Source organism: Pseudoxanthomonas broegbernensis (assembly GCF_014202435.1).
Classification (GTDB): domain Bacteria; phylum Pseudomonadota; class Gammaproteobacteria; order Xanthomonadales; family Xanthomonadaceae; genus Pseudoxanthomonas; species Pseudoxanthomonas broegbernensis.
In genome coordinates, this window is record NZ_JACHGU010000003.1 from 391,118 (window position 1) to 403,762 (window position 12,645).

Annotated in this window: 13 protein-coding genes; 3 read left to right on the forward strand and 10 right to left on the reverse strand. The window is 72.7% G+C overall.

Translation table 11 applies throughout. The annotated features are described in order from the left end of the window. Positions 1 to 131 precede the first annotated feature (131 nt). Together queA and HNR76_RS08670 are read right to left on the reverse strand one after the other, a co-directional pair. A complete protein-coding gene (gene queA / locus HNR76_RS08665) occupies positions 132 to 1,187 on the reverse strand; it encodes a tRNA preQ1(34) S-adenosylmethionine ribosyltransferase-isomerase QueA (protein ID WP_162309700.1) in 1,056 nt (351 codons plus the stop codon). A gap of 52 nt (positions 1,188 to 1,239) precedes the next feature. Further along, positions 1,240 to 1,671, reverse strand: coding sequence for an Lrp/AsnC family transcriptional regulator (locus HNR76_RS08670; RefSeq protein WP_162309701.1), 432 nt, complete (start codon positions 1,669 to 1,671; stop codon positions 1,240 to 1,242). Positions 1,672 to 1,801: 130 nt separating this feature from the next. Here HNR76_RS08670 and HNR76_RS08675 point away from each other — a divergent pair, with 130 nt between their 5' ends. Together HNR76_RS08675 and upp are read left to right on the forward strand one after the other, a co-directional pair. Next, positions 1,802 to 3,298: an aminotransferase class III-fold pyridoxal phosphate-dependent enzyme gene (locus tag HNR76_RS08675; protein ID WP_162309702.1), complete on the forward strand. Its 1,497-nt coding sequence runs from the start codon at positions 1,802 to 1,804 to the stop codon at positions 3,296 to 3,298. 100 nt (positions 3,299 to 3,398) lie between these two features. Then, positions 3,399 to 4,028 (forward strand): uracil phosphoribosyltransferase, encoded by a 630-nt coding sequence (upp, locus tag HNR76_RS08680; RefSeq protein WP_162309703.1) that lies wholly within the window; start codon positions 3,399 to 3,401, stop codon positions 4,026 to 4,028. A gap of 119 nt (positions 4,029 to 4,147) precedes the next feature. On the opposite strand, the gene HNR76_RS08685 is transcribed toward upp, so the two are convergent. The 8 genes from HNR76_RS08685 to rsmD form a co-directional block, all read right to left on the reverse strand. Next, entirely contained in the window at positions 4,148 to 5,899 is a 1,752-nt protein-coding gene (locus tag HNR76_RS08685; RefSeq protein WP_162309704.1) for a glycoside hydrolase family 9 protein, read from the reverse strand. A 104-nt stretch (positions 5,900 to 6,003) separates the two neighbouring features. Further along, entirely contained in the window at positions 6,004 to 6,894 is an 891-nt protein-coding gene (locus HNR76_RS08690) for an MBL fold metallo-hydrolase (protein WP_162309705.1), read from the reverse strand. 64 nt (positions 6,895 to 6,958) lie between these two features. Beyond that, positions 6,959 to 7,354, reverse strand: a complete 396-nt coding sequence (locus HNR76_RS08695) for an MAPEG family protein (RefSeq protein WP_162309706.1) — start codon at positions 7,352 to 7,354, stop codon at positions 6,959 to 6,961. After that, positions 7,351 to 9,117 carry a gamma-glutamyltransferase gene (gene ggt / locus HNR76_RS08700; protein WP_162309707.1) on the reverse strand — a complete coding sequence of 589 codons (1,767 nt, stop codon included), beginning with the start codon at positions 9,115 to 9,117 and terminating at the stop codon, positions 7,351 to 7,353. The genes HNR76_RS08695 and ggt overlap by 4 nt, the downstream gene beginning before the upstream one ends. Beyond that, the gene (locus HNR76_RS08705; RefSeq protein ID WP_162309708.1) at positions 9,114 to 9,395 is read right to left on the reverse strand and encodes a YfhL family 4Fe-4S dicluster ferredoxin; all 282 of its coding nucleotides are present in this window, start codon (positions 9,393 to 9,395) and stop codon (positions 9,114 to 9,116) included. Before HNR76_RS08705 ends, ggt begins: the two co-directional genes overlap by 4 nt. A gap of 240 nt (positions 9,396 to 9,635) precedes the next feature. Next, complete coding sequence (locus tag HNR76_RS08710) at positions 9,636 to 10,139, reverse strand: hypothetical protein (RefSeq protein WP_162309709.1); 504 nt, start codon at positions 10,137 to 10,139, stop codon at positions 9,636 to 9,638. Continuing rightward, positions 10,136 to 10,669 carry a pantetheine-phosphate adenylyltransferase gene (gene coaD, locus HNR76_RS08715; RefSeq protein ID WP_162309710.1) on the reverse strand — a complete coding sequence of 178 codons (534 nt, stop codon included), beginning with the start codon at positions 10,667 to 10,669 and terminating at the stop codon, positions 10,136 to 10,138. The genes HNR76_RS08710 and coaD overlap by 4 nt, the downstream gene beginning before the upstream one ends. A 9-nt stretch (positions 10,670 to 10,678) precedes the next feature. Continuing rightward, on the reverse strand, positions 10,679 to 11,317 hold the full coding sequence (gene rsmD, locus HNR76_RS08720) for a 16S rRNA (guanine(966)-N(2))-methyltransferase RsmD (RefSeq protein WP_162309711.1): 639 nt from the start codon (positions 11,315 to 11,317) through the stop codon (positions 10,679 to 10,681). A 101-nt stretch (positions 11,318 to 11,418) separates the two neighbouring features. On the opposite strand from rsmD, the gene ftsY reads away from it, so the two are divergent. Next, positions 11,419 to 12,621 (forward strand): signal recognition particle-docking protein FtsY, encoded by a 1,203-nt coding sequence (ftsY, locus tag HNR76_RS08725; protein WP_162309712.1) that lies wholly within the window; start codon positions 11,419 to 11,421, stop codon positions 12,619 to 12,621. Positions 12,622 to 12,645: the final 24 nt, after the last annotated feature.

Sequence of the window (12,645 nt, forward strand, 5' to 3'; positions counted from 1 at the left end):
GGCAACGAACAGAAGCGATGCACCCGCCGGCGAAGACGCGTCGGCGCCCACCGAAGCCGCCCACCGCGGACGCATGCGCCACGCCTGCAACCGACGCACCCGCGCCGCGTGGACCGGCCTGCGCCGCCCGCTTACGACGGCGACTGCCCCCACAGCAGCATCGCATCGCCATAGGAGAAGAACCGGTAGCGCTGCCGCACCGCGTGCCGGTAGGCCTCGAACACCCGCTCCTTGCCCGCGAAGGCCGACACCAGCATCAGCAGCGTGCTCTCCGGCAGGTGGAAGTTGGTGAGCAGCGCGTCCACGCTGCGGATGCGGTAGCCGGGATAGATGAAGATCCGGGTCTCCCCGGTGAACGGCCGCAGCTCGCCGCCATCGGGCGCGGCCGCGTCGCGCTGCCAGGCGCTCTCCAGCGCGCGCACCACCGTGGTCCCCACCGCCACCACCCGCCCCCCGGCCTGGCGCGTGCGCCGTACCCGCTCCACCAGTTCCGCGCCCACGTCCAGCCATTCGCTGTGCATGGCGTGCTCGCGCACGTCCTCCACCCGCACCGGCTGGAACGTGCCCGCGCCCACGTGCAGGGTGACGTGCCCGGCCTGCACGCCACGCTCGCGCAGGGCCTGCAGCAGCGCCGGGTCGAAATGCAGGCCGGCCGTGGGCGCCGCCACCGCGCCCGCCCTGCGGGCGAACACGGTCTGGTAGCGCGCGGCATCCTCGCGGTCGGGCGCGCGGCGGATGTAGGGCGGCAGCGGCAGGCGCCCGGCCTTGGACAACCAATGCTCCAACGGCCCGTCCACCTCGAAGCGCAGCAGGTAGAACTCGCCGTCGCGGCCCAGCACCTCGGCCTGGCCGCCGCCCTCCAGCGCGATCCGGCCGCCGGCCTTCGGCGGCTTGCTGGCGCGCACCTGGGCGCGCGCACGCGCGTCGGGCAGCAGCCGCTCGATCAGCATCTCCACCTGGCCGCCGCTGTCCTTGCGCCCGAACAGGCGCGCCGGGATCACCCGGGTGTCGTTGAACACCAGCAGGTCGCCCGGCTGCAGCAACTGCGGCAGGTCGCGCACCTGGCGGTCGCCGAATGCCTCCGGCACCGGCGGCACCAGCAGCAGGCGGCTGGCCGAGCGCTCGGGCAGCGGCGCCTGCGCGATCAGCTCCGCGGGCAGGTCGTAGTGGAAGTCGGACGTCTTCAAGGCGGCAGGCGGGCTCGGTAGCCGGCCATTGTAGCGGCGGGCGGCGCCGGGCTCAGCGCTCGAACTTGGTCGACAGCACGATCGCCGAGGACGTGCGCTCCACCCCGTCGACCGCGCCGATGCGGTCGGTCAGCACGTCCATCTGGTTGACGTCGCCGACCACGCCCAGCGCCACCAGGTCGTGGCCGCCGCTGACCGACTGCAGTGTGCGCACCTCCGGGATCGCGTGCAGCGCCTTGACCACGGCCGCCATCTTCTTGGGCGAGACGGTGATCATGATGTGCGCGCGTATCCGCGCCCGCTCCACGCCCTCGTCCACCCGTACCGTGTAGCCGCGGATCACGCCCTGGCGCTGCAGCCGGTCGATCCGGCTCTGCACCGTGGTGCGCGACAGGCCCAGCCGCCGGGCGATCAGCGCGGTGGGCGCGCGGGCATCCTCGCGCAGCAGGGACAGCAGTTGCTCGTCGGCGTCGGTGATCTTCATCGCGCTGTGGTTCTGTCGTCCCGGTTTCGTCGATTCGACGAAATTTCTCTTATCTATGCATAAATCATAGCTTCAAAACGACGATACCATCCAGATAATAGAAGTCACATACGCCGCAGGGAAAACCGCCATGTCCGTCCTCGCCCCCCTGGCCCCATTGCGCGCCCACCCCGGCCAGCGCCTGACCCCCGGCCTGGACGACGCCACCGTCGCCGGCCTGGCCGCTTCCCACCCGGACCTGGCCGCCGCCATCGACGCGGCAGCGGCCGAGTACGCGCGCCTGCGCGACTCGGCCGGCGACCTGCTGGACCGCGACGAGGCCGAGCAGATCCAGGTCCTGCAATCGGGGCTGGTCAACTTCTACCCCGACGATTGCGTCACCCCCTACGTCGCCCTGGCCGCGCGCGGGCCGTGGCTGGTCACGCTCAAGGGCGCGGTGGTGTACGACGCCGGCGGCTACGGCATGCTCGGCTTCGGCCACGCCCCGGAAACGGTGCTGGAGGCCATGGCGCGGCCGCAGCCGATGGCCAACGTGATGACCGCCAACCTGGCCCAGCGCCGCTTTACCGAGGCGCTGCGCAAGGAGATCGGCCACACCCGCGGCGGCTGCCCGTTCGCCCGTTTCATGTGCCTGAACTCCGGCTCGGAGGCAGTCGGCCTGGGCACCCGCATCGTCGACGTCAACGCCAAGCTGCAGACCGACCCGGGCGCGCGCCACGCCGGCGCGACGATCAAGCGGCTGGTGGTCAAGGGCAGCTTCCACGGCCGCACCGACCGGCCCGGCCTGTACTCCGATTCCAGCCGCCGCGCCTACGTGCAGCACCTGGCCAGCTATCGCGGCGAGGACTCGGTGATTCCCATCGCGCCGTACGACGTGGCCGCGCTGCACGATGCCTTCTCCGAGGCGCAGCGCAACGGCTGGTTCATCGAAGCGGTGTTCCTGGAGCCGGTGATGGGCGAAGGCGACCCCGGCCGCGCGCTGCCGCTGGACTTCTACAACGCCGCCCGCGAACTGACCCGCGCGCACGGCGGCCTGCTGCTGGTCGACTCCATCCAGGCCGGCCTGCGCGCGCACGGCGTGCTGTCGCTGGTGGACTACCCCGGCTTCGAAGGCGCGCAGCCGCCGGACATGGAGACCTACTCCAAGGCGCTCAACGCCGCCCAGTTCCCGCTGTCGGTGCTGGCCGCCACCGAGCATGCCGCCGGTCTGTACCGCAAGGGCGTGTACGGCAACACCATGACCGCCAACCCGCGCGCGCTGGACGTGGCCTGCGCCGCTCTGGACCTGCTCACCCCGCAGGTGCGCGCCAACATCCGCGAGCGTGGCGCGCAGGCGCTGCGGAAACTGGCGCGACTGCAGGAAGAACTGGGCGGCGCCATCGTCCAGGTGCAGGGCACCGGCCTGCTGTTCTCGTGCGAGCTGGCGCCGCAGTACAAGTGCTACGGCGCCGGTTCCACCGAGGAATGGCTGCGCCGGCACGGGGCCAACGTGATCCACGGCGGCGAGAACTCGCTGCGCTTCACCCCGCACTTCCGCATGGACGAGGCGGAGCTGGACCTGCTGGTGGGGCTGATCGGACGCGCGCTGCGCGACGGGCCGCGGCGCGAGCCGGCCACGTCCGCCTGAACCTGGCCGACGCCCCCTTCGCCGCCGGCGCCTCGCCGGCCGGCGGTTCGTCGGGCAGACTCTGCCGGCCTTCCCCCGCAACGCGTCCGAGGAGCCCGGCATGAAGACCGTCGAAGTCCGCCACCCGCTGGTCCAGCACAAGATCGGCCTGCTGCGCGACGCGGGCCTGAGCACCAAGGGCTTCCGCGAGCTGGTCGCCGAACTGGCCACGCTGCTGGCCTACGAGGCCACCGCCGACCTCCCGACCGAGGCGGCGACCGCCATCGGCTGGGCCGGCGAGGTGGAGGTGCGCCGCATCGCCGGCGCCAAGATCACCCTGGTACCGATCCTGCGCGCGGGGCTGGGCATGCTGCCGGGCGTGCTGGCGTTGATCCCGGCGGCCAAGGTCGGCGTGGTCGGACTGCAGCGCGACGAACAGACGCTGCAGCCGGCGCCCTACTTCGAACGCCTGACCGGCCGCCTCGACGAGCGCGACGCGCTGATCCTGGACCCGATGCTGGCCACCGGCGGCACCCTCATCGCCACCATCGACATGCTCAAGCGCGCCGGTGCGCGGCGGATCAAGGGGATCTTCCTGGTCGCCGCGCCGGAAGGCCTGGCCGCGCTGGAGCGGGCGCATCCGGACGTGGAAGCCTATACCGCCGCCATCGACCGGCGCCTCGACGAGAAAGGCTACATCCTGCCCGGCCTGGGCGACGCCGGCGACCGCATCTTCGGTACCCGGCTGTAGCCGCCCGCCTCCACGCACGCCATCCGCGCCTCCCGTAGGAGCCGGCTTCAGTCGACGACCCGGGCCGGCGCCCGCCACGCCCAGCGCACCGGCAGGGCGGCGCCGGCCGTACCCGGCTCCTACGGCGGCGTCAGCGCCTGCAATGCCGCGGCCACGTACACCAGCGGCGCGTTCCAGTTGATCGCCACCTCGTTGCTGGCATAGCTGCAGTCGTGGTCCAGCCACGACAATGCCGGCAGCGCGGAGGCGTAGCGCACCGGGCAGTCCTTGGCATCCTGCTGGCCCGGGTTGGGCCCGCCGGACAACCAGCCCGGCACCGGCTCGAGGATGCCATCGGCCTGCGAAGGCCGGTGGTGGACGTGCATCGGGCTGCGCAGGCCCTGCCCGGTCACGAACGACACGCCCAGCGGGTTGCGGCCCAGCACGTAGTCCAGTTGCGACTGGGCCGCATCCAGGTACTCGCGGTCCTGGGTGAGGCGATGGCCCTGCAGCAGCAGCATGGCCTGGTTCAACGCCACCGCGTTGCTGCCCCAGACGAAATCCCCCGGCTGCATCGCCAGCCGCCAGGCCGAGTCGCGCCACTGCGCGGCCAGCGCGGCCGACACCTCTGCCAGGCCCGCCTCCACGCGCTCGCGCACGGCCGGGTCGGGCAGGCGCTCGCGATGATGGGCCAGCGATATCCAGCCCAGCGCACCCACATCGGCCCAGGAGGGCACGCCCGGCGCCGCGGCGTGGCGGCCGAACGCATCCAGGTAGTCCGCCTTGCCGGTGAGCAGGTACAGCTCGGCCGCCGCCCAGGCGAACTCGTCCTCGAACCGCCCGTCGCCGTAGGCGCCGGTATGCACGTCCTTGGGCTGCCGGTAGACCGCGTCCGGATGCGCCTGCGCCCATTGCCACGCCGCCTCGGCCGCCTCGCGCATGCGCGCCGCCTGCCCGGGGAAATGCGCCTCGAACGGGGCGTACACGCGGCTGGCGGTGGCCATCACCGCGGCGAAGTCCAGCGCCGCGGCGGTGCCCTTGCCGACCATGTAGCGGGCCTGGGTGGCCGCCTTCGGCATCACCGTGCCGTCGAAGCGCAGGTTGGTCAGCTTGTGGTAGACCCCGCCGTCACCCGGGTCCTGCATGGACAGCATCCATTCCAGGTTCCACCAGGCCTCGTCCAGGAGGTCCGGCACCGCGTCGCCGCTCTCGGGGATGCCGATGTCGCGCGCGCCGAAGAAGCCCGGGTAGTGTTCCCAGGCGGCCAGCAGGGTCCAGGTGGTGATGCCGGAATTGACCACGTACTTGTTGTAGTCGCCCGCGTCGTACCAGCCCTTGGGCGCGGCCACCACGGTCCTGGCCGGCCGCGACGCCGAGGCGGCGGAGGCATGGATCCTCACCTTGGTGTCCGGATGGCCGGCCGCGCGCGCGTACCGGCCCGCGTGGCGCGATTCCAGCGCGGTGCCGGCGCGGTTGAAGTAGAAGGCCTTGAGGGCCGCGTCGGCCAGGCCGGCATAGGCCTGCGGGTCGACCGGGAAGGGGTCGGACGGTGGCAGGCCTTCCACCCGGACCCGGTAGCGCCCCGGCGCGGACAGCGCGCTCAGGTCGGCCACCGCCGCGTCGCGCGCCGCCGGTTCCCAGCGCGCGGGCGCCGACAGTTCGCCGCGCAGCACCACCTGCCCGTCGCCCTCGCGCACCACCTCGAACACATGCGCGCCCCGCCCCTCCACCAGCGCCAGCTTGCGCGCGCCGGGCAGGTAGCCGAGCTGGTCGACCCGGATCGCGGCGACGGCGGGAGCCTGGCCATCCGCCTGGGCCGCGCAGGCCGGCGAAGCGCACAGTGCGGCCAGCGCCGCGGCGAGGAACGGGACGGACGGCGAGCGTGGCTTCATGCGCGGGTTCTCCTGGCGGGACAGCCCGGCATGGTCGGTGCCCGCGCCTGCCCGAGCAAGACGCTTTCCGGAATACCTCCGCGGCGCCGCGGCGCGATTCGCCTTCAGGCCGCCAGCGGCCGCGCCCTCAACTCGGCCACCTCGTGCTCGGTGCCGAAGCGGCCCTTGCCGTCGCGCACCACCCGCGCCAGCGCGCAGGCCGGGTCGTGGGTGAAGAACAGGTGCACGCCGCGCGCCAGCTTGTCTTCCAGGAAGGCGCGCTTTTCGTCGATCAGCAGTTCGGCGTTGCGGTCGTAGCCCATGGTGATGGGCAGGTGCACCCACGAGCGGCCCGGGATCAGGTCGGCGCAGAACGCCACCCCGCCGTGCGGCCGCCCGTCCACCATGTCCGGCCCGGCGATCTCGGCCAGCATCAGGCCCGGCGTGTGCCCGTCGCTGAAGCTGAAACGCACCGCCTCGCCCAGCGCGAGCGAGTGCGCGCCGTCGACGATCTCCAGCCGGCCGCTGGCCTCCAGCAGCCCCGGCAGTTCGGGGATGAAGCTGGCGCGGTCGCGCGGATGCGGGTGCCGCGCCCGTTCCCAGTGCGCGGCGCCGACCAGGTAGGCGGCGTTGGGGAACAGCAGCTCCGGCGCGCGCCCTTCGGCCCAGGGCGCCAGCAGCCCGCCGGCGTGGTCGAAGTGCAGGTGGCTGAGCACCACCACGTCGATGTCCTCGTGCTCGAAGCCGGCCTCGCGCAGCGAGTCGACCAGCACGTGGCGGTCCTCCTGCACGCCGTAGCGCTCGCGCAGCCTGGGCTCGAAGAACGCGCCGATACCGGTCTCGAACAGCACCGTCTTGCCGCCCAGCGGGCTGGCCAGCAGCGCGCGGCAGGCGAGGTCGATGCGGTTATGCTCGTCCGGCGCGGCCCATTGCGCCCACATCGCCTTGGGGGCGTTGCCGAACATGGAGCCGCCGTCGAGCTTCTGCGAATTGCCGCGGATGGACCAGAGTTTCATGTGCGGATGCTAGCCCCGTTCCGGTTAAGAATCCGCAAGCCGCGGGCACTTCCGCCAGGCCGCATCAGACCGTGCCGGCGGCCCTCAGCAACCCGTGCACGGCCGCGCCCAGCAACACCGCCCAGGTCAGGGTGGTGCCCATCAGCCGCCCGGTGGAAACCCCCGCGCTGCCGAACAGGCCCCAGGCATGCAGCAGGCGTGCGGCCAGCAGGGTCAGGCCATAGCCCCACACCCCGGCCGCGGCGGTGCCGGACAGCTCCAGCAGCGACAGCAGCAGCAGCGCCAGCGGCACGTACTCGCCGAAATTGGCATGCGCGCGGACGCGTCGCGCCAGCACTTCGTCGCCGCCATGGCCCAGGCCCACCCGCGCCGCGCGCCGGCGCAGCACCACCGACAGCGACAACGCCAGGTACAGCAGCGCATGCAGCGCGGCGATGGCCAGGCTGGCGCGCGGGCTCATCGCGCCGGCTCCGTCGTCGCGCGCACCTCGCCCTTGCCGGCCGGGTTGCGCGGATCGCTGCCGCTGCTCAGCTTGTTCGCGCCGCGGTCCCACAGCACGGTCTGCAGGTTGCCCCAGGCGTGGCTGGAGGCATGCGCGGACACCGTGTCCTCCGGCAACTGCAGAGCGTGGCCCATCGCGCGCAGGCGCGCGGCGGTCGCCGCGTCGAAGGCGCCCGGCTCGGCCAGGATCACGTCGGGCAGCCACTGGTGGTGGTAGCGCGGCAGCGCGGCGACGTCCTGCGCACCCAGGCCATCGGCGTAGCCCAGCACCCCCAGCAGGACCATGGTGATGATGCGGCTGCCGCCGGGCGTGCCGAGCACGGCGACCTTGTCGGGCGAGACCATGAAGGTGGGCGTCATCGAGCTGAGCGGGCGCTTGCCCGGTTCCGGCGCGTTGGCCTCGAAGCCCATCACCCCGAAGGCGTTGGCCTGGCCTGGCAGCAGCGCGAAGTCGTCCATCTCGTTGTTCAGCAGCACGCCGGTGCCTGGCGGCACCAGGCCGGACCCGAACAGCAGGTTCACCGTCTGGGTGGCGCCCACGCGGTTGCCCTGCGCATCGATGATCGAGAAGTGGGTGGTCTCCTCGTCCTCCAACGGCGTGGGCAGGCCGGAGAAGGAATCGCTGGGCGTGGCCTTCTCCGGGTTGATGGTGGCACGCAGGCCGGCGGCGTAGTACGGGCTGGTCAGCACGTCCACTGGCACGTGCGCGAAGTCCGGGTCGCCCAGGTAGAAGGTACGGTCGCGGTAGGCGCGGCGCATCGCCTCCACCGCCAGGTGCGCGCGATGCGCCGGGTCCAGCCTGCCCAGGTCCCAGCCGGCCAGTACCTGCAGCATCTGCGCCAGAGCCACGCCGCCGGAGGACGGCGGCGGCGCGGTGACGATCTCCCAGCCACGGTAGGCGAAGCGCAGCGGCTCGCGCTCCTTGACGGTGTAGCCGGCCAGTTCCTCGGCGGTCCAGCGCCCGCCCTGGGCGCGCACGCCGGCCAGCAGCTTCTTCGCCACCGGGCCGCGGTAGAAACCGTCGAAGCCCCTTCCGGCCAGCGCCTCCAGGGTGCGGGCCAGGTCGGGCTGCTTCAGCACCTGCCCCGTCCGCGGCGGACCGCCGCCGGCCAGGAACACCGCGCGGGTGCCGGGATAGCGCTCCATCACTTCGCGCCGCGCCGCATAGCCGCGCTCCAGCCGTTCGTAGACCGGGAAACCGTCGCGGGCCAGGCGGATCGCCGGCGCCAGGCTGGCCGAAAGCGGCAGCCGGCCGTAGTCGCGCGCCAGGTGCACCAGCGCGGCCGGCAGGCCCGGAATGGCCGCCGCCCACGGCCCGTTCTGCGAATGCTCCCGGTCCAGCTTGCCGTCCGCACCGCGGTAGCGCGCGGGATCGGCCGCGGCCGGGGCGGTCTCGCGCGCGTCCAGGAACACGTCGTGTCCGTCGCTGGCCCGGTGCAGCAGGAAGAAGCCGCCACCGCCCAGCCCGGAACTGATCGGCTCGACCACCGACAGCGCCGCCGAAACCGCCACCGCCGCATCGAATGCGTTGCCGCCGTTCTCCAGCGCCTCGAAGCCGGCCTCGGTGGCCAGCGCATGGGCGCTGGCGATGGCCGCGCCGCGCGGCTGCGCGGCCGGCGCATGGGTGCCCGGCGAATCCGCCGCCACGGCATCGGCGGCGGCGGCCGGCAGCACCGGCACGAGAAGGAAAGCCAGCCACAGCAGGCGCGGGAGGAAGGTCATGGGGCGGCCTCGGGGACGTAGAGTTCGGGATGCTCCCGCTGCAGGCGACGCAGCTTCTGCAGCAGCGTCTCCTGGCTTTCGGGAAGGTCCGGATCGGGTTCGATGCATTCGACCGGGCAGACGACCACGCATTGCGGTTCGTCGAAGTGGCCGACGCACTCGGTGCAGCGCGCCGGATCGATCACGTAGATGGCCGGGCCCATCGAGATGGCCCGGTTGGGACAGGCCGGCTCGCAGACGTCGCAGTTGACGCAGAGTTCGTTGATCTTCAGGGACATCGGCTTGCGGTTCGAATCACGGCGCCGGTACCGCGGATATCGCTCCGGTGGAGGTGGGGCTTGATGGCTCGGTCGCCCCCTGGCCCGTCGTTCCCGCACGGGCGGGAACCCGATGACTTTCGCGCAACACGCGGCCCGCGGCCGTGAAAGCGGAAGCGGCGGGACGCGCGATCCCGCCCTTGAGGGGACGACCGCCCCGCAAGGACCCGGCCGCCTGGGCGGCCGGGCGCTGGAGGACGGTCACTTGGCTTCGACGAAGACGTACTCGGCGCCGGTGGGGGCCAGCACCGCCTGCACGCGGTCGTTGTCGGCCGCCTCGCCGATGAACAGGATGCGCACGCCCTTGAGCGTATCGGCGGGCACGTCCTTGAACGCGACCTCGATCAGGTCGGCCATCTTGGCCGAGGCCGGCGAGCCGAAGGCCAGCAGGTTGCCCTTCTGGATGCCGCGGGCCATGGCGGTGGTGGCCGCCTCGACCTGGCGCTGGTACTTGGCCTCGAACTCCGGGTCCGACTCCGGCGGCAGGTAGTACAGGAACGGGTTGTTGGTGATGGCGCCCATGTTCTCCTGCACCACCGCCGGCAGGTAGGCCTTCCAGCCCGCGTCGTCGTCCTTGGCCGGCGCGGCCAGCGCCTTCTTCTCGGACGCCGCGTTGGCCACGGCCGCCTCGTCCTTGCAGGCGGTCAGCAGCAGCGGCGAAATCAGCATGCAGGCGAGCACGATGGCACGCGTGGTCTTGTTCATCTGGAACCTCCCGTAGTTCTCAAGTGTGATTCGGAAACTGCATCGCCCCGCCTGGCATCGCGCAGGGCCGCGGCCACCGCCGGTGTCACGAAGCCCGAGACATCGCCTCCCAATCGGGCGATCTCGCGCACCAGCGAGGATGAGATGAAGCTGTACTTCTCGGCCGGGGTCAGGAACAGGGTCTCGACCTCCGGGATCAGGTGGCGGTTCATGCTCGCCATCTGGAACTCGTACTCGAAGTCCGACACCGCGCGCAGGCCGCGCAGCAGCACGCCGGCGCCGACGTCGCGGACGAAGTGGGCCAGCAGCGAGTCGAAGCCGCGCACCTCCACGTGCGCATGCTCGGCCAGCGCTTCGCGGGCCAGGCGCACGCGCAGCTCCAGCGGCAGTGTCGGCCCCTTGACCTGGCTGGCGGCCACGCCGACGATCACCTTCTCGAACAACGGCGCGGCGCGCGCGACCAGGTCGATGTGGCCGTTGGTGATCGGATCGAAGGTGCCGGGGTAGACAGCGGTGCGGCGATTGACCACTCGGACGCTCTAAGGTGCCGGACGGGTACCATCGAGTGTATCAGTGCGCCCCATCCCCGGGCCACGATAGAGCGCCGCCCGCGACTGCGCGGTACGCAATTCGCGGTGCAGCCGCCAGCCGGCCGGAAGCGGCGGCGGCGGCGCGGCGGCCGGCGACTCCACGTAGACCCAGGCATCGGCCTCCAAACGCGGGACCAGCGCGGGCAGCACCACCTCCCACAGCCCGGCGGCAAACGGCGGGTCGACGAAGGCGATGGTGGCCAGCCCGTCGGGCGGCGCGTCCAGCCAGCGCAGCGCGTCCTCGTTGACCACCCGCACCCGCTCCCGCGCGCCCAGCCGCTGGACGTGCGCGTCCAGCGCCGCGGCCAGGGCCGGGTCGCGTTCCACCAGGGTGGCCTGCGCCGCGCCGCGCGACACCGCCTCCAGCCCCAGCGCGCCGCTGCCGGCGAACAGGTCCAGCACGCGCGCGCCGGGCAGCGCCGGCATCAGCCAGTTGAACAAGGTCTCGCGGACCCGGTCGGAGGTGGGGCGCAGGCCGGGCCTCCCGGGCACCGGCAGCCGCGTGCCGCGCCAGCGCCCGCCGATGATGCGCACGCTGCCCGGCGCATGCGCCGCGGCCCCGCCACGCGCCGGCGCGCGCCGGCTCATGCGGCCGGGCACCGGCGCGGTGTTCCCCGCGCATGCGCGCGTGCAAGGGCCGTACGGGAACGCGGTGCTAGCATGTGCGCATTCTCCGACATCCACGCGCAATGGTCAGTTTTTTCCGCCGCAAGAAGCCCGAATCCGGCCCCGCCGCACGCCCCGGCGGGCGCCTGAGCGCCGAGGAACTGGCCGCCGCGTTCCCGCAGGCGCCCAATCCCGCCGAAGGCGCCAGCGGCGAAGACGGCGCCATCGACCCGGCGGCCGGCGCGGTGCGCGTGGAGCCGGCGGTGATCGTGCAGGAAGGCGTCGAAAGCGCCACCGAGGCCGTCATCGACATCGATCCCGGCACGGTGGTCGGCCCCGGCCAGCCGATCCAGCCGGCGGCCGCGCCCGGCAAGTCCGGCTGGCGCGAGCGGCTGCGCAACAGCGCCTTCGCCCGCAGCTTCGGCGGCCTGTTTTCCGGCAACCCGCGCCTGGACGACGACCTGCTGGACGAGGTGGAGACCGCCCTGCTCACCGCCGACGTCGGCGTCGCCGCCACCACCGCGCTGGTCGAGGGCCTGCGCAAGCGGATGAACGCGCGCGAATTCGCCGACGCCGGCGCCCTGCTGGCGGCCTTGCGCGCCGACCTGGTCGCGATGCTGCAGCCGGTGGCGCAGCCGCTGGCCATCGACCGCGGCATCAAGCCCTTCGTGCTGCTGACCGTGGGCGTCAACGGCGTCGGCAAGACCACCACCATCGGCAAGCTGGCGCGCCGCTACAAGGACGAGGGCCGCAACCTGATGCTGGCCGCCGGCGACACCTTCCGCGCCGCGGCCGTGGCCCAGTTGCAGGCCTGGGGCGAGCGCAACGGCGTGGCCGTGATCGCCCAGGGCCAGGACGCGGATGCCGCCTCGGTGGCCTACGACGCGCTGCAGGCGGCCAAGGCCCGCGGCGCCGACGTGCTGATCGCCGACACCGCCGGCCGCCTGCATACCCAGGTGGGCCTCATGAACGAACTGGGCAAGATCAAGCGCGTGCTGCAGAAGCTGGACCCGGCCGCGCCGCACGAGGTGCTGATGGTCATCGACGGCACCACCGGCCAGAACGCGCTCAGCCAGTTGCGCCAGTTCCATGCCGCCGTCGGCATCACCGGGCTGGTGGTGACCAAGCTGGACGGCACCGCCAAGGGCGGCGTGGTGTTCGCCCTGGCCCGCGAGTTCGGCATCCCGATCCGCTACGCCGGCATCGGCGAACGGCCCGAGGACCTGCGCGTGTTCGACCCGCGGGCCTTCGTCGACGCGCTGCTGCCCGAGGCACTGGGCGCCTGACCGCGCCATGCCCATGGGCGACAC